Source organism: Ensifer sp. EB106-05-01-XG146, from assembly GCF_058791875.1.
Window position 1 is genome coordinate 1,849,274 of sequence record NZ_JBYTDX010000001.1, and the last position, 14,066, is coordinate 1,863,339.

14 protein-coding genes are annotated in these 14,066 nt (G+C 62.4%); 2 read left to right on the plus strand and 12 right to left on the minus strand.

What is annotated here, in order from left to right; all coding sequences use genetic code 11:
* Position 1: 1 nt before the first annotated feature.
* Both ccoO and ccoN read right to left on the minus strand, forming a co-directional pair.
* The gene (gene ccoO / locus AC3WVQ_RS09090) at positions 2-733 is read right to left on the minus strand and encodes a cytochrome-c oxidase, cbb3-type subunit II (protein WP_034788367.1); all 732 of its coding nucleotides are present in this window, start codon (positions 731-733) and stop codon (positions 2-4) included.
* Between the two features lie 13 nt (positions 734-746).
* Positions 747-2,375, minus strand: a complete 1,629-nt coding sequence (gene ccoN, locus AC3WVQ_RS09095) for a cytochrome-c oxidase, cbb3-type subunit I (RefSeq protein WP_034788365.1) — start codon at positions 2,373-2,375, stop codon at positions 747-749.
* Positions 2,376-2,562: 187 nt separating this feature from the next.
* On the opposite strand from ccoN, the gene AC3WVQ_RS09100 reads away from it, so the two are divergent.
* Positions 2,563-3,063, plus strand: a complete 501-nt coding sequence (locus AC3WVQ_RS09100) for a hemerythrin domain-containing protein (protein ID WP_051659130.1) — start codon at positions 2,563-2,565, stop codon at positions 3,061-3,063.
* 106 nt (positions 3,064-3,169) lie between these two features.
* Here the strand turns inward: AC3WVQ_RS09100 and AC3WVQ_RS09105 are convergent, their stop codons facing one another.
* From AC3WVQ_RS09105 to hemN, 8 genes are all read right to left on the minus strand, one after another.
* Complete coding sequence (locus tag AC3WVQ_RS09105; protein ID WP_034788334.1) at positions 3,170-3,880, minus strand: PAS domain-containing protein; 711 nt, start codon at positions 3,878-3,880, stop codon at positions 3,170-3,172.
* 371 nt (positions 3,881-4,251) lie between these two features.
* On the minus strand, positions 4,252-5,181 hold the full coding sequence (locus tag AC3WVQ_RS09110) for a lipid A biosynthesis lauroyl acyltransferase (protein WP_034788563.1): 930 nt from the start codon (positions 5,179-5,181) through the stop codon (positions 4,252-4,254).
* A gap of 11 nt (positions 5,182-5,192) precedes the next feature.
* Complete coding sequence (locus tag AC3WVQ_RS09115) at positions 5,193-6,221, minus strand: zinc-binding dehydrogenase (protein ID WP_034788322.1); 1,029 nt, start codon at positions 6,219-6,221, stop codon at positions 5,193-5,195.
* Positions 6,222-6,495: 274 nt separating this feature from the next.
* Positions 6,496-7,779 (minus strand): beta-ketoacyl-ACP synthase, encoded by a 1,284-nt coding sequence (locus AC3WVQ_RS09120; protein WP_060520623.1) that lies wholly within the window; start codon positions 7,777-7,779, stop codon positions 6,496-6,498.
* Positions 7,780-7,791: 12 nt separating this feature from the next.
* A complete protein-coding gene (locus tag AC3WVQ_RS09125) occupies positions 7,792-8,994 on the minus strand; it encodes a beta-ketoacyl-ACP synthase (RefSeq protein WP_034788318.1) in 1,203 nt (400 codons plus the stop codon).
* Position 8,995: 1 nt separating this feature from the next.
* Positions 8,996-9,481 (minus strand): 3-hydroxyacyl-ACP dehydratase FabZ family protein, encoded by a 486-nt coding sequence (locus AC3WVQ_RS09130; RefSeq protein ID WP_034788315.1) that lies wholly within the window; start codon positions 9,479-9,481, stop codon positions 8,996-8,998.
* Between the two features lie 115 nt (positions 9,482-9,596).
* Positions 9,597-9,881: an acyl carrier protein gene (locus tag AC3WVQ_RS09135; RefSeq protein WP_089044188.1), complete on the minus strand. Its 285-nt coding sequence runs from the start codon at positions 9,879-9,881 to the stop codon at positions 9,597-9,599.
* Between the two features lie 118 nt (positions 9,882-9,999).
* Positions 10,000-11,349 carry an oxygen-independent coproporphyrinogen III oxidase gene (gene hemN, locus AC3WVQ_RS09140; protein ID WP_492382702.1) on the minus strand — a complete coding sequence of 450 codons (1,350 nt, stop codon included), beginning with the start codon at positions 11,347-11,349 and terminating at the stop codon, positions 10,000-10,002.
* Positions 11,350-11,565: 216 nt separating this feature from the next.
* Here hemN and AC3WVQ_RS09145 point away from each other — a divergent pair, with 216 nt between their 5' ends.
* The gene (locus AC3WVQ_RS09145; RefSeq protein WP_051659129.1) at positions 11,566-12,303 is read left to right on the plus strand and encodes a Crp/Fnr family transcriptional regulator; all 738 of its coding nucleotides are present in this window, start codon (positions 11,566-11,568) and stop codon (positions 12,301-12,303) included.
* 232 nt (positions 12,304-12,535) lie between these two features.
* On the opposite strand, the gene AC3WVQ_RS09150 is transcribed toward AC3WVQ_RS09145, so the two are convergent.
* Both AC3WVQ_RS09150 and cbiB read right to left on the minus strand, forming a co-directional pair.
* Entirely contained in the window at positions 12,536-12,964 is a 429-nt protein-coding gene (locus AC3WVQ_RS09150; protein WP_034788308.1) for a L,D-transpeptidase, read from the minus strand.
* 129 nt (positions 12,965-13,093) lie between these two features.
* The gene (cbiB, locus tag AC3WVQ_RS09155) at positions 13,094-14,065 is read right to left on the minus strand and encodes an adenosylcobinamide-phosphate synthase CbiB (RefSeq protein WP_090293989.1); all 972 of its coding nucleotides are present in this window, start codon (positions 14,063-14,065) and stop codon (positions 13,094-13,096) included.
* Between the last annotated feature and the right edge of the window lies 1 nt (position 14,066).

A 14,066-nucleotide genomic window follows, 5' to 3' on the forward strand; every position in this document is an offset into this window, starting at 1 on the left:
CTTAGCGATAGCCGGTGGTGTCGTCATAGGTGGAGAAGTCGACCAGCGTGCCGAGCATCTGCAGATAAGCGATGAGCGCGTCCATCTCCGTCAGCTTCTGCGGATCGCCGTCGAAGTCGCCGAGCTTGGCCTTCGGATAGCGGCCCTCGACGCCGGACGTGTCGGCGTTCGGATCTGCCTGCGCCTTGATGTCGGCAAGCGCGTTGTCGATCATCTCGTCCGTGTAGGGCACGCCGACCGCCTTGTTGGCCTTGAGGTTCGCGGCGATGTTGTTCACATCGAGCGGCGTCGCCTTGAGGAAGGCGTAGCTCGGCATCACCGATTCCGGCACCACCGAGCGCGGCTCGATCATGTGCTGCACGTGCCACTCGTTGGAGTAGCGGTCGCCGACGCGCGCCAGGTCCGGCCCAGTGCGCTTGGAGCCCCACTGGAACGGATGGTCGTACATGGATTCCGCCGCCAGCGAGTAGTGACCGTAGCGCTCCACTTCGTCGCGGAACGGGCGGATCATCTGGCTGTGACAGACATAGCAGCCTTCACGCACATAGATGTCGCGGCCGGCAAGCTCCAGCGGCGAATAGGGACGCATGCCCTCCACCTTCTCGATGGTGTTTTCGAGGTAGAAGAGCGGCGCGATTTCCACGATGCCGCCGACGGAGACGACGAGCAGCGAGCCGACGAGCAGCAGGGTCGCGTTGCGTTCGAGCGTCGCGTGTTTGTCGAGAATGGACATTCTCTATGCCCTCCTATTCCGCAGCCTTGAGCGCGGGCGTCGCACCGAAGATCGGGGCTTCATCGCGCACGCGGCCGAGGATGGTCATGGTTACGTTGAAGGCCATGAGCAGAGCTCCGGCGAGGAAGAGTGCGCCGCCAAGGGCACGCAGCACGTAGTAGGGAACCATGGCCGCGACCGATTCCGCGAAGGAATAGACGAGGAAGCCCTGGTCGTCGTACTCGCGCCACATCAACCCCTGCTGGATGCCGGCAACCCACATGACCGCCGCGTAGACGACGATGCCGAGCGTGGCGAGCCAGAAGTGCCAGTTGACCATGCGCACGCTGTAGAGGCGCTCGCGGTTCCACAGCTTCGGAACGAGATAGTAGATCGCGCCGAAGGTGATGAGGCCGTTCCAGCCGAGCGCGCCGGAATGCACGTGGCCGATGGTCCAGTCGGTGTAGTGGCTGAGCGAGTTGACCGTCTTGATCGACATCATCGGACCTTCGAAGGTCGCCATGCCGTAGAAGGCAACGGCCATGACCATCATGCGGATGATCGGGTCGGTACGGATCTTGTCCCAGGCGCCCGAGAGCGTCATCAGGCCGTTGATCATGCCGCCCCAGGAGGGCATCCAGAGCATGACCGAGAACACCATGCCGAGCGTCTGCGCCCAGTCGGGCAGCGCGGTGTAGTGGAGGTGGTGCGGACCCGCCCAGATGTACATGAAGATCAGCGACCAGAAGTGGATGATCGACAGGCGGTAGGAGTAAACAGGGCGATTGGCCTGCTTCGGAATGAAGTAATACATCATGCCCAGGAAGCCGGCCGTCAGGAAGAAGCCGACGGCATTATGCCCGTACCACCATTGCGTCAGCGCATCCTGCACCCCGGCAAAGGCCGAGTAGCTCTTGGAGCCGAGGAAGGAGACCGGAACCGCCAGGTTGTTGACGATGTGCAGCATCGCGATCGTGACGATGAAGGCGAGGTAGAACCAGTTGGCCACATAGATATGCGGCTCCTTGCGCGTCAGCAGCGTGCCGAGAAAGACGGCGAGATAGGCGACCCAGACGATCGTCAGCCACAGGTCCACATACCATTCCGGCTCCGCATATTCCTTCGACTGGGTGATGCCCAGCAGATAGCCGGTGGCGGCCATGATGATGAAGAGCTGGTAGCCCCAGAACACGAACCAGCCGAGATTGCCGCCGAAAAGGCGGGCACGGCTGGTGCGCTGGACGATGTAGAAGGACGTTGCGATCAGCGCGTTGCCGCCGAAGGCGAAGATGACCGCCGAGGTGTGCAACGGCCGCATGCGGCCGAAGTTGAACCAGGGCTCGATGTTGAGGTCCGGGAAGGCAAGCTGGAGTGCAACCACGACACCGACGAGAAAGCCGACGACGCCCCAAAAGACGGTGGCGATCACGCCGTACTTGACCACCTCGTCAAAATACTCCGACTGGGGTGGCGGCGGTGACGCCCTGCCCGCGGAAGCCGGGCTGAACTCGATGCGGCGCATCAGGAGGATGGTGCCGGCAAGAAGCGTGAAGAACAGCACCCACATATGGGCTTCGAAGTGCCGGTCCTGGGCAAACCCGGCGCCGACAAGCGCCAGGAATGCACCGACCCCGAGCAGGATCATCTCGAATGTGTATTTCATGGTTGGGTCCCCAACTTTATCCGAACGCACGCGACAACACCCCCAAACGAGGGGTGTCACCGCAGCTTGCCCGAAAGTGTCAGAATCGGGGCAGCCCGGCCTTGATTCAGATCAAGGCTTTGTCACCTCGTTTGGATCATCCTCGGCAAACAATAGGGAGCGCCGTGGGAGCTGGCGTCTGAAGCCGATGAAAAAGACTTTTGAAGACGGACGAATCCGCAGCCGGCTGGACCCGGCCCCCCGGCGGGAGTCCGTGGCCGAGCCGTTTGCCTGGCTTGCCCGCGCCCACGAGGAGCAGCTTGCGCTCTGCAATTGCCTGGAGGAAATCGCCGACAGCCTGCCTGCGGAAATCGACCGGCAGAAATGCCTCTATGCCGCAAAGGTGCTGGAGCCGCTGATCCGCGAGATGCACTCGGGCGAAGAAAACCTCGTCTTCTCCTGGATCGAACGCACCTACCGCGGCGATCCGACGCTCGGCGCGACGCTGGAGCGGCTGAAATACGAACACTGCGAGGACGAGTGCTTCGCCGAGGAGCTGACCGAAATGCTGGAGCGCCTCGGCGCTGCCGACCAGACGGTCAATGCCGAGACCGCCGGCTACATGCTGCGCGGCTTCTTCACGAGCCTCAGGCGGCACGTCGGCTTCGAGCAGGAATGTCTGCGCAGCATCACCGCGCCGGTCGGATAAACCGGCCTTTGGGGGCAGCGCGCCGCAAAACGGACACGTCAGGCGGCCGTTATCCGGCCGCGCATCCCCTCATGCATTTTCGATTGATACCGCCGGAACCGGCGCCTCAGGCCGCGATCGCGCGGCGGCGGTCGGCATGTTCCTGGATCACTAGAATAGCGCCGATGAGCTTGCCGGTGCTCGACATGCACGGCGTCAGCCGGCAGCGCACGACGACCGTGCGCGCGTCGACCGTCTTGGCGAAGGTGTAGTCCACCACCTCGCCGGCGAAACACCGGTCGAGATAGGATTTCACCCGAAGCTCGAACCGCTGGATGCCGATGAACTCGACGATATGCCGGCCGATCAGGTCCATCGGGCGGCTTTCCAGATGCTCGGCATTGCGCGGATTGGTGTAAAGATAGCGGTAGTCGGGCGTGATCACCGCAAGCCGGTCCGGGAAGCTGTCGAGGATCGCCTCGTTGAGCAATCCTTCGTCCGCCCTGCCCTTGTTCGGCTGCGCCGGCAGGCGCTCCAGTTGCAGGTCGGCGAGGTTCTCCGCACCGGTCGCCGCGAAGTAGCGATTGATCAGCGATTGCAACAACTGCGAATGGCGCAACACGCAGGAAATGTCGTCGGCTTCGACGCGCAGAATGTCGATCAGGAACTGGAACTGAAGCCGGGCATCTTCGACGCTCACCGCCTTCTCGTCGTAGACGGATCTCAAGATCGGATCCAATTCGCGATCCAGAATGCTGATCAAATGCTCGTCTGCCGTACGAACGGCATACTGCAGCTGCGAATATTTGAACCAGAACAGCTCAATCAGTGCGTTCAATTCGAAACCCCAATTCCCCCACGGCAAAACCGCTTCGATGCACTTACAAAACAGGCGTAGATGCTCAGGACACTGATCTGGTTCTTGACGTTTCCCCCACCACTTCCGCGTAAAACCGCACTGCTCGGGTCATCCAAAGCGCTTGCAGGCATTTTCTCACGCGACAGGCATAAGTTTACACTCATTGCGATAGCGTTCAACAGCAGAAAGAAAAACTTAACGTTTACGCACGTTTTCGAGGGAAGATCGGTGCCGATACTCCCGCGTACTTGGCAAAACGCAAAGCCCGGCACATGGGTTGCCGGGCTTGCAGGAAGATCAAGCCTGCTTGCGCAAGACGCAATCTGGCTGGGGTCGCGGGCGAAGGAGAATCAGTCTTTCAGGTAGCGCTTGATGTGCCAGCGGTCGTGATACCAGAGCCATTGGCCGGGATATTCCCTCACCCAGCTTTCCACCTTGTCGTTCAGAACCTGCGCCGTAGCGGTCACGTCGACGCTGCCGTCGGCCTTGCGTGGGATGGCGATCGCCGGTTCGATCTCCAGGCGGAAACGGCCACCCGGCAAGCGGATGCAGCGGGCTGGATAGACCTCGCAGTTGAACTGGCGGACGAGCTTGGCGAGCAGCGGGTTGGTCTGCACGTCCTGGCCGAAGAACTTGGTCTTTAGACCCTTGCGGAACTTCTGGTCGACGAGAACCCCGACGCCCTGGCCGCGCTCCAGCTGGCGGGCGAGCGCAAAGGACGAGCCCGCATGCGACGGCACGAGCTTGCCCATGCGTTCTGCGCGGAAGTTGAAGACCTTTTCGGCCACGTATGGGTTGTTCGGCGGCCGGAACAGCACCGTCACGTCGAGCCCGAAGGCTGAGCCGGCGACCGGCAGCATTTCGAAATTGCCGCTATGCGCGGTAAAGACGATGAAGGGGCGCGGATTGTCGCGAAGCTCGAGGAACAAGGGAATGCCCGAGACTTCGATGCGCCCGGGCGTCGTGCGCTCCGGGTCGAAATCGAAGAGACGGTCGAGGAACACGTATTCGGCCGCCATGCGGCCCATGTTGCCCCAACTTTCGAGCGCGATCTGCTCGATTTCCGCTTCGCTCTTTTCCGGGAATGCGTTGCGCAGGTTCGTCAGCGTCAGCTTCTGACGGCTGGTCTTCGGGCCGATGAACCGCAGGGCGCGATCCATGAAGTTGATCGCGCCGTCAGCGGGAAACATCTTCAGGATCGTCAGAAGCAGAAACACGAACTGCGCAATCAGCCACTGGCGGAAACGATCCGCCGCCAGCACCAGCCGTGTGATCAGCATGCGCACGTCGATCAATCCATCTTCAGGATGATCTTGCCGAAGATCTGGCGCGATTCCATGCGCTCCAGCGCGCGGTCGATCTCGTCGAGGCCGATTTCGGTGTCGATGACCGGATGTACGAGGCCGCGCGCCATCTTCTGCATGGCGTTCGCCATGTTTTCCATGCGGCAGCCGAAGGAGCCGAGCAGCTTCAGCTGCTGCTGGAACAGCATCATCAGGTTCATGTCGGTGGACACGCCCGAGGTGGAGCCGCAGGTAACGAGACGGCCGCCGCGCTTCATGCAGAGCATCGAGCCCGCCCAGGTGTCCTTGCCGACGTGTTCGAACACGACGTCGACGCCCTTCTTCTTGGTAAGCTTGCGCACCACGCCCTCGAAGCGGTCGGTGCGATAGTTGATGACGTGATCGGCGCCGAGCGCCTTGGCCTTCTCGATCTTGTCGTCGGAGCCGACGGTGGTGATCACGGTGCAGCCGATCTTCTTGGCAAGCTGGATTGCCGCCGAGCCGATGCCGGAACCGCCAGCATGCACGAGGATGGTTTCGCCGGGCTCAAGCTTGGCGTTATCGAACAGCATGTGCTCGACGGTACCGAAGGTGACCGGAGCAAGGGCTGCGGCAACCGCGTCGACGCCCGGAGGTGCCGGAACCAGCAGGCGCGCCGGCAGGTTGATCTTCTCCTGTGCGAAGCCGTCGAGGTGGAAGCCGTGAACGCCGCCGACATGTTCGCAGAGGTTGTCGCGGCCTTCCTTGCACGGACGGCAGAGGCCGCAGGTGCGCGCGCCGTAGATCGAGACGAGCTGGCCCGGAAGCACGCTTGAAACACCGGGACCGATGCTGTCGACGACGCCTGCTGCCTCGGCGCCGATGACGAGCGGCATCTTGCGCTTGGCGAATGCCATGCCGCGCCAGCCCCAGACGTCGATATGGTTGAGCGCAACCGCCTTGACGCGCAACGTCACCTCGCCCGGGCCGGGTGCTTCCGGTTCCGGAATGTCGGTGATTTCGAGCTTGCGGTCATCGAGCAGTTGCAGGGCGCGCATGGTTCTTCCTTTAAATGTTCAGATCGACAGGCGGCATATACACGTCTTGTGGGCATGTCGCCATTCTACAGAGAGCGGCGCGTGCCCCCCTCTGCCCTGTCGGGCATCTCCTCCACAAGGGGGGAGATTGGATGTGGCACCCCTTGCCCTTCACGAAAAGCACCGAAATCGGGCCTTGTTATTGGAGCGATCGGCCGGCCGCGCGTCGATCTCCCCCTTGTTGGGGGAGATGGCCGGCAGGCCAGAGGGGGTATTTCGTTTCACCAGGTCCGGCTCAAGCCGGCTCGGCCGTCATCACCAGGCTGGCGTTCTGGCCGCCGAAACCGAAGGAGTTCGACAGCACCGCAGACACCTGCTGGCTGCGTTTCACGTTCGGCACCACGTCGAGCACGATCGCCGGATCGGGGTTCTGGTAGTTGATCGTCGGCGGCAGCGTGCCCGTCAGCATCGTCTGGATCGAGAACACCGCCTCGACTGCACCGGCGGCCGTCAGGGTGTGGCCGATCATCGACTTGTTCGACGAGACCGGGATCGACGGCAGATGCTCACCGAAGACGGCAGACATCGACAGATATTCCATCTTGTCATTCTCGGGCGTCGAGGTGCCGTGCGCGTTGATGTAGCCGATGCCGCCTTCGTCGATGCCGGCGTCGGCAAGGGCCGCGCGGATCGTCGCAATCGCCGGGCCGCCGTCGGGCGACGAGCGCGTGCGATGGAAGAGATCGGCCTTCTCGCCGCAGCCCTTCAGGATGCCGTAGACGCGGGCGCCGCGGGCAACGGCAGCTTCCAGCGATTCGAGCACCAGGGTCGCAGCGCCTTCGGCGATGACGAAGCCGTCCCGATCCTTTGTGAAGGGCTTGGAGGCCTTCTCCGGCGGATCGTTCTGGGTGGAGAGCGCGGAAAGCAGCGCAAAGCGGATGAGTGCTTCGGCGCTGACCGAACCATCGGTCGCTACCGTCAGCGCACGATCGGTGCGGCCCTGGCGGATCGCCTCGACGCCGAGCTGGATCGCGGTCGCGCCCGAGGCACAGGCCGTCGAGAGCGTCACCGGCAGGCCGCGCGTGCCGAAGCGATCGGCAAGGCGCTCGGAGATCGAGCCGAAGAGCACGGCCTCATGGAACACCGGATCGGCCTTCTGGCGCATCGCGGCGAGGAAACGGTTGTACGCATCGCCCGGCTGTTCGGAAGGCGGCGAGCGGTCGGCAAGCTCGAAGCGCGCGCTCCATTCCGGCTCGATCGGCGGGGCGGCCAGAAACAGCGGACCGTTGAAGTCGCCGGAAAGCCCGGCCTGCGCCAGCGCTTCCAGCGTCGTCTCGCGCGCCATGGCGTAGGAGCGCTCGACGGAATTGGCCGCCGGCACCTCGATGAAATCGACCATGCCGGAGATGCGGGTGTTGAGACCCTCCGTCGGGAAACGGGTGATCTTGCGGATGCCGGAGACGCCGCCGGTCAGCGCTGACCAGTTGTCTTCCAGGCCCTGCCCGAGCGAGGTGATGACGCCCATGCCAGTGACGGCGACGATCGGACGACCGAGATGATCCTTGTAAGCGTTGCTCATCAATCGTTCCTCTTATTCGGCCGAAAGGACCGCGACGCCTTCGCCGCGTGAATGACCGACGGTGGTCACGACCGCCGACCGGGCAGCCGCCGTCATCGGCTTTTCGAAGCTGCCGTCGAAGGCCGGTACCTTGGCGCCGTGGCCGAGCGTGAGTGCAGCAAGCGCGAGGCCCGCCGGAAACTGCGCCTCGATGCTGTGCCCGACGATGCCGCCATAGGCACGCACCGGCGCGCCGGCCAGATTGGCCTGCAGGAACGCCTTTTCGCTGGCGACGAGATCATGAAAGCCTGACGTGCCGGAAAAGACCACGGTGCCTGCCGGGTCGAGCTTTTCGGCCGGTTTCGCCAGGTCCGCAAGGCGTGCTTCGAGCTTGCCGTCAGCGCGGCTGCCGCGGTCGCTGCCGATCGCGTCGATCGTCGCATAGATGCGGGCACCACGGGCTTCGGCGTACTCGCGTGATTCCAGCACCAGGAAGGCTCCGACCGACCCGGGGATCATGCCGCCGCCGTTGTCGCGGCTGCGCGACCAGATCGGGTGCCAGTCACCGGTCGCCTGGCCCTGGATCGCCTCGATCATCAGCATGATGTCCAGGCGCTCGGCCGAAAACGCGCCGCCGACGAGCGTATGGGTCGACTGGCCGGCCTTGATCCGGGCAAAGGCGGTTTCGATCGCCGAGATGCCGGCCGCTTCCTCGCCCATGAAGGTGCGCGACGAACCGGTGACCTTGTGCACGATCGAGATGTTGCCGGCGAGCAGGTTCGAAAGCTGGGCCAGGAACAGCGTCGGCCGCAGTTCGGTCGTCAGCTTTTCATTGAGGAGCTGTTCGCGGTCGTTGCGCTTCAGCGCCTCGTCGACGATCAGCGAATCGACGTTGATGTCACGCTCGCCGCCGCCGGCAGCGACGATCATGTCCATGCTGCCGCAGGCTTCGAGATTGTCCTTGAGACCGGCGTCATCGAGAGCCAGGCCCGCGGAAAAAACGCCGAGACGCTGCCAGTTTTCCATCTGCCGCTGGTCGCCACGCTTGGCGATCTGCTGCGACCAGTCGATCTCCGGCAGCGGGTGCACCGGATAGGGGCTGAACTTTTCGGTCTCGACGCGCACGGCCGGCGACGTGCCGGCGGTAAGCAGCGCCAGATGCGGCTCGACGCCGACGCCCTGACTGGTGACGATACCGACGCCGGTAATGACAACGTCGTTTGCAGATTTGCTCATCTTACTTCTCCGAACCGGCTGCCGCCGAAAGCGCCGCCATCAGACCCACTTCTCCAGCCCGCTTGCGCACGATATCGCCGAGCGGAACCTGATCGAACGGCATCGTTCTCAGTTTCAGCTGGGCATCGCAGACCTTCTTGCCGCCAGAGGTGATCTTCGCCTTGGTGACGGCGAAGCCCGAACCTTCATGCTCGAGGAAAGCCTCGATCTCGAGTTCGGCCGAGGGCTCGACGAAGGTCCGCATCTTGGCGCCGTCGACCGACATCAGGAAGGGCATGGCGGCGAAATTGGTGGCGGCGAGCACCAGGAAACCGGAGGCCTGCGCCATGGTCTCGATCAGAAGCACGCCGGGCACCAGCGGGTAGCCTGGGAAATGGCCTTCGAACACCGGGCTCTTCTCCGGCACGACGGACCGCGCCGTCAGCCGGCCAGCCGAAAGATCGACCGTTTCGACACGGTCGATCATCTGGAAGTATTCAAGGAGCATTGAGGCTCACCCTGTTGGTTTCGGGCTCAAGTAAAAACGCCAATGCCGCCTGTCAAGCGCGGGGCGCGACGGGCGGCATTGGAAATCGAGTGGCAAGGCTCGGGCGAAAGCCCGATCAGCCCTTGGCAGCCCGCAGTTCGTCGATCTTGGCGCAGAGGTTCTTCAGAACGAAGTATTCTTCGGTCGAAACCTTGCCTTCGTTGACTTCCTGCGTCCACTGCTCGAGCGGAATCTTGATGCCGAATTCCTTGTCGATCGCAAACACGATGTCGAGGAAGTCCAGGCTGTCGATGCCGAGATCGTCGATCGTGTGGCTTTCCGGCGTAATCGTCTCGCGATCGATCTCGCTCGTTTCCGCGATAATGTCGGCAACCTTGTCGAATGTAGCTGTCACGCGCATACCTCTAATATTTTAAGTCGAGTCTCGGCGATCCTATAGGTAAATGCGCCGCAAAAGCCAATGGCCTTGATGGCAAAGGCTTTCGAATTGGAAAACGGTGTTGCGACAGAGCATGGGGTCAGACGGCCACCGAATGCCGGCCCCGGCCGTTGCCGAGATAGGCGTCGAAGGTGGCTGCAACCGAGCGGGCAAAGGGCCTGCCGCGTTCAGTCAGGCGGAAAACCCCGTTTTCGATCGTCGTCAGCCCATCCACGTCGCGCGCCCGAAACAGCCGTGCCTCCTCGATCACAGCCCCTGCCAGCCCGGGAAACGCTTCCTCAACCTCAGCAAAGGAGAAGGCAAAACGGCACATGACGTCGGCAATCACTTTTGCTCTCAAAGTGTCGTCCGGTGTGAAGCGATAACCGCGGACCGCAGCGAGCCCCGTGTTTTCCACATGGCGCAGATACTCACCGGTCGCCAGCATGTTCTGGACATAACCTTGACGAAACTGGCCGATCGCGGAGGCGCCAAGCCCAACGAGCGTTTCGGCGGCATCGTCGGTATAGCCCTGGAAATTGCGACGGAGACGCCCTTCCCGGCTGGCCCGCGCCAGGCTGTCGTCGGGCTTCGCAAAATGATCGATACCGATGGCCCCGTAGCCGGCGGCAGCCAGCATTTCGGCCGCGCGGCTCATCTGCGCGAAGCGCTCGACGATGCCGGGCAGGCTTTCGTCCGGGATCATCTTCTGATGCGTCTTCATCCACGGCACATGGGCGTAGCCGAAGAGTGCGACGCGATCGGGGTCGAGCGAAAGCACTGCCTCCATGGTGCGCTCAAGCGACTGGAGGCTTTGATAGGGCAAACCATAGAGCACGTCGCAATTGACCGAATGCACGCCCCTTACCCGTGACGCCTCGATCGCGTCTCGCGTCTGCTCGAAGGTCTGGATGCGGTTGATCGCCTTCTGCACGACGGGGTCGAAATCCTGGATGCCGAAGCTCGCCCGCGTCATACCGATCTCGGCCAACGCATCATGGCGCGCTTCGTCGAGATCGTTCGGATCCATCTCGACGCTGATCTCGCAATCAGCCGCGAAGGTGAAGTGATCGGTAAAGGCGCGCTTCAGCGCGATCAGGTCGTCGGGCCTGACGAGCGTCGGCGAGCCGCCGCCGAAATGCAGGGCCGTTACCTTGGCTTCGCGGCTCACCCGCCCGCCAATCTCTGCAATCTCCCGATGCAGGCCCGTGAGGTAGGTTGCCACCGGATCATACCGCAGCGTCTGCTTGGTATGGCAAGCACAGAACCAACAGAGCCGGTCGCAATAGGGCACGTGAGCATAGAGCGAGATCGCCTCATCCGGACCGATCGCCCCGAGCCAGCTTTGATAGTCAACCGGCCCCACCGCTTCGGAAAAATGCGGCGCGGTCGGGTAGCTGGTGTAGCGTGGCACGGGGTTCGCATGCTTGAGGATTAGCGCGTCGTCCATCAGTCTCTCCGCTGTCGTGAAAACGGCTTAGGACGGATCGGCAATGAGGCCTTTGATTTTGATCAAGTCGGCGAATTAACACGTTAAAATTGACAATGCGCAAGCCAGCATGAGACATTGTTTCGCGCTTTCGGAATTAGCACCTGTCAACTCTTGATTTAACGACCCGCATCCTCTTTGGTCATCCAGGGAGCAATGGAATGCAGGTAGAAAGAATTGCAGATCGTGAACGAACATCGCCGCAAGGATATCCATAATTCGGACGTTCCAGCCGTCTGCTCCGCCTGCGAGGCGCGCCATGGCGGCGTTTGCGGTACGCTCTCTCCGGATCAGCTTCTCGACCTCAGCCGTCACTCCACCCGCCGCAGCATCGAGCCCGGCCGCGAGGTCATCGGCCAGGGAGAAACCACCGACAGCTACGCAAATATCATCTCCGGCGTCGTCAAGCTCAGCAAGGTGCTGGCCGATGGCCGCCAGCAGATCGTCGGCCTGCAGTTCGCCCCTGATTTCATGGGCCGGCCCTTCACCCGCGAAAGCGCGCTGACGGCGGAAGCGGCGGTCGACACCGACATCTGTTGTTTCCCGCGCAACGTCATCGAGCGGCTGGTCTCCGAGGCTCCCGGGCTGGAACACCGGCTGCACGAGCAGGCGCTGAAGGAACTGGACGAAGCGCGCGACTGGATGCTCACCCTTGGCCGCAAGACCGCGCAGGAGAAGGTCGCAAGCTTCCTCTACATCATCGCGACTCACATCGACCCGGAAAACGGCACCTCGAACGTGTTCGACCTGCCGCTGTCGCGCGCCGACATCGCCGACTATCTCGGCCTCACCATCGAGACCGTCAGCCGCCAGATCACCAAGCTCCGCAAGGAGAACGTCATCCGCATCGAAAACAGCCGCCACGTCACCGTGCCGAGCCTCGACCGGCTGATGCATGTGGCAGGCATCGACTGACGGTCGCCAGCGGCTCTTAGCGGCCTCATCAAGTGCCCGACAGAATTGCCCTCTCCTCGGGTTTACCCCGAGGAAAGCCAAGCAGTCACGTTAAAGATGGGGACGCGCATTCTACCGTTCACTTCTTACGAAACGGTCGAAGATGAAGCGGAAACGGTGCCTCGGATCCCTTCTCCTCTTCAAAACAGAGAGAAGGTCCCGGCAGGGGGATGAGGGGCTGGCTAGGCAGGCGTCACCGCGTAATTACGATCCGCGTGTTCTTCAGCCCATGTTCCCGCGTCAGCGCAAAAAACTCCGCCGCGTTGTTTGGATGCAGCCGCACGCAGCCGTGCGATGCCGGGCGGCCGAGGCGTTTGATGTCATAGGTGGCGTGGATGGCGTAGCCGCCGTTGAAGAACACGGCATATGGCATCGGCGCGTCGTCGTATTTGCGTGAACGGTGATTGCGAGAGAGCCATTTGGCGCTCCAGCTGCCGCGTGGCGTCACATAGCCCTTGCGCGCCGTCGACACCTTCCAGCGATACATGACGACGCCGTATTGTCGCACGGTCATCGTCTGCGACGACAGGCTGATATCGGCAATGAGATTGGCGGCGTTCGCGGGTTGAACGGCAAACTGCAGCAGAGCGGCAATCAGCGCAGTCAGAAAGCTTTTGCGCATGCTTCTCTCTCCGGGAAGACGAACACGTACCGGTGGAACCAAACGTTCCAGGAGAATAACTGATCGAATATGATACGATCTTAATACATATGGAAAGCAGAGTCTTAATGCGAAGGTCAACTTCCGCGATCAAATCATTGCGATTGCAAGAACAAACCCGGCCATGACCGTGCAGGCGCCATAAAATACAGCAATACCGGCGTCGATGTCTTCGCTTGTTGCAACCGCTCGGCCCGGACCGTTGATCATCGGTTCGCTGACCTTGACCCCGCCATAGATCCGCGGACCGGCAAGCTGCAGATCGAGCGCGCCGGCCATGGCCGCTTCCGGCCAGCCGGAGTTCGGCGAGCGGTGCAGGCCATGGTCGCGAAGGGCCACGGTCAGCGCATCCTTGGCGGCGCTTACGCCACGATGGATCAGCGCACCGGCTGAGATCAAAAGGATCGAGAGCCTCGCTGCCGGCAGGTTGGCGAGATCGTCGAGTCGGGCCGAGGCCCAGCCGAAGTGCAGATATTTCGGCGACTTGTGGCCGATCATCGAATCGGCGGTGTTCAGCATCTTGTAGGCAAGAAGCCCCGGCAGGCCGGCAACCGCGTACCAGAAGGCCGGCGCCACGACGCCGTCGGAGAAATTCTCGGCAAGGCTTTCGATCGCGGCACGGCAGACCGCCGGCTCGTCGAGCGTCTTTGGATCGCGACCAACGATCATCGACACGGCGGCACGTCCGCCTTCCAGCCCGTTCTGTCGCAAGCCCCCGGCCACGCGACGCACGTGATCGGCGAGGCTCTTCTGTGCCAGGAAGACCGCGACCACAACCGCCTCGAGCAGAAAGCCGAGCGGTCCGAAGACGGCGAACAGGCGATGCAGCAGATGGCCGAACCAGGCGCTGATGCCAAGCAACAGCAGGATCGCGACGACGCCACGAAACTTGCGGGCACCATCCTCGAGGTCCTCCCGGTTCAGCCGGGCGTCGAAGAAGCCGATGGCCTTGCCGAAAAACACGACCGGATGCGGCATGCGCGCCCAGAGCCAGTCCGGATCGCCGACAACGCGGTCGATCACCAGCGCCAGCGCGAGAATGAGCAGGATCGTCTCCGACACC

Excerpts from the sequence above, each read along its gene's own strand:
- hemN (WP_492382702.1), bottom strand. The coding sequence starts at position 11,349 with ATGGACGACGCGCTAATCCTCAAGCATGCGAACCCCGTGCCACGCTAC.
- AC3WVQ_RS09100 (WP_051659130.1), top strand. The coding sequence starts at position 2,563 with ATGAAAAAGACTTTTGAAGACGGACGAATCCGCAGCCGGCTGGACCCG.
- ccoN (WP_034788365.1), bottom strand. The coding sequence starts at position 2,375 with ATGAAATACACATTCGAGATGATCCTGCTCGGGGTCGGTGCATTCCTG.
- AC3WVQ_RS09150 (WP_034788308.1), bottom strand. The coding sequence starts at position 12,964 with ATGCGCAAAAGCTTTCTGACTGCGCTGATTGCCGCTCTGCTGCAGTTT.
- AC3WVQ_RS09135 (WP_089044188.1), bottom strand. The coding sequence starts at position 9,881 with ATGCGCGTGACAGCTACATTCGACAAGGTTGCCGACATTATCGCGGAA.
- AC3WVQ_RS09130 (WP_034788315.1), bottom strand. The coding sequence starts at position 9,481 with ATGCTCCTTGAATACTTCCAGATGATCGACCGTGTCGAAACGGTCGAT.
- ccoO (WP_034788367.1), bottom strand. The coding sequence starts at position 733 with ATGTCCATTCTCGACAAACACGCGACGCTCGAACGCAACGCGACCCTG.
- AC3WVQ_RS09115 (WP_034788322.1), bottom strand. The coding sequence starts at position 6,221 with ATGCGCGCCCTGCAACTGCTCGATGACCGCAAGCTCGAAATCACCGAC.
- AC3WVQ_RS09110 (WP_034788563.1), bottom strand. The coding sequence starts at position 5,181 with ATGCTGATCACACGGCTGGTGCTGGCGGCGGATCGTTTCCGCCAGTGG.
- AC3WVQ_RS09120 (WP_060520623.1), bottom strand. The coding sequence starts at position 7,779 with ATGAGCAACGCTTACAAGGATCATCTCGGTCGTCCGATCGTCGCCGTC.
- AC3WVQ_RS09125 (WP_034788318.1), bottom strand. The coding sequence starts at position 8,994 with ATGAGCAAATCTGCAAACGACGTTGTCATTACCGGCGTCGGTATCGTC.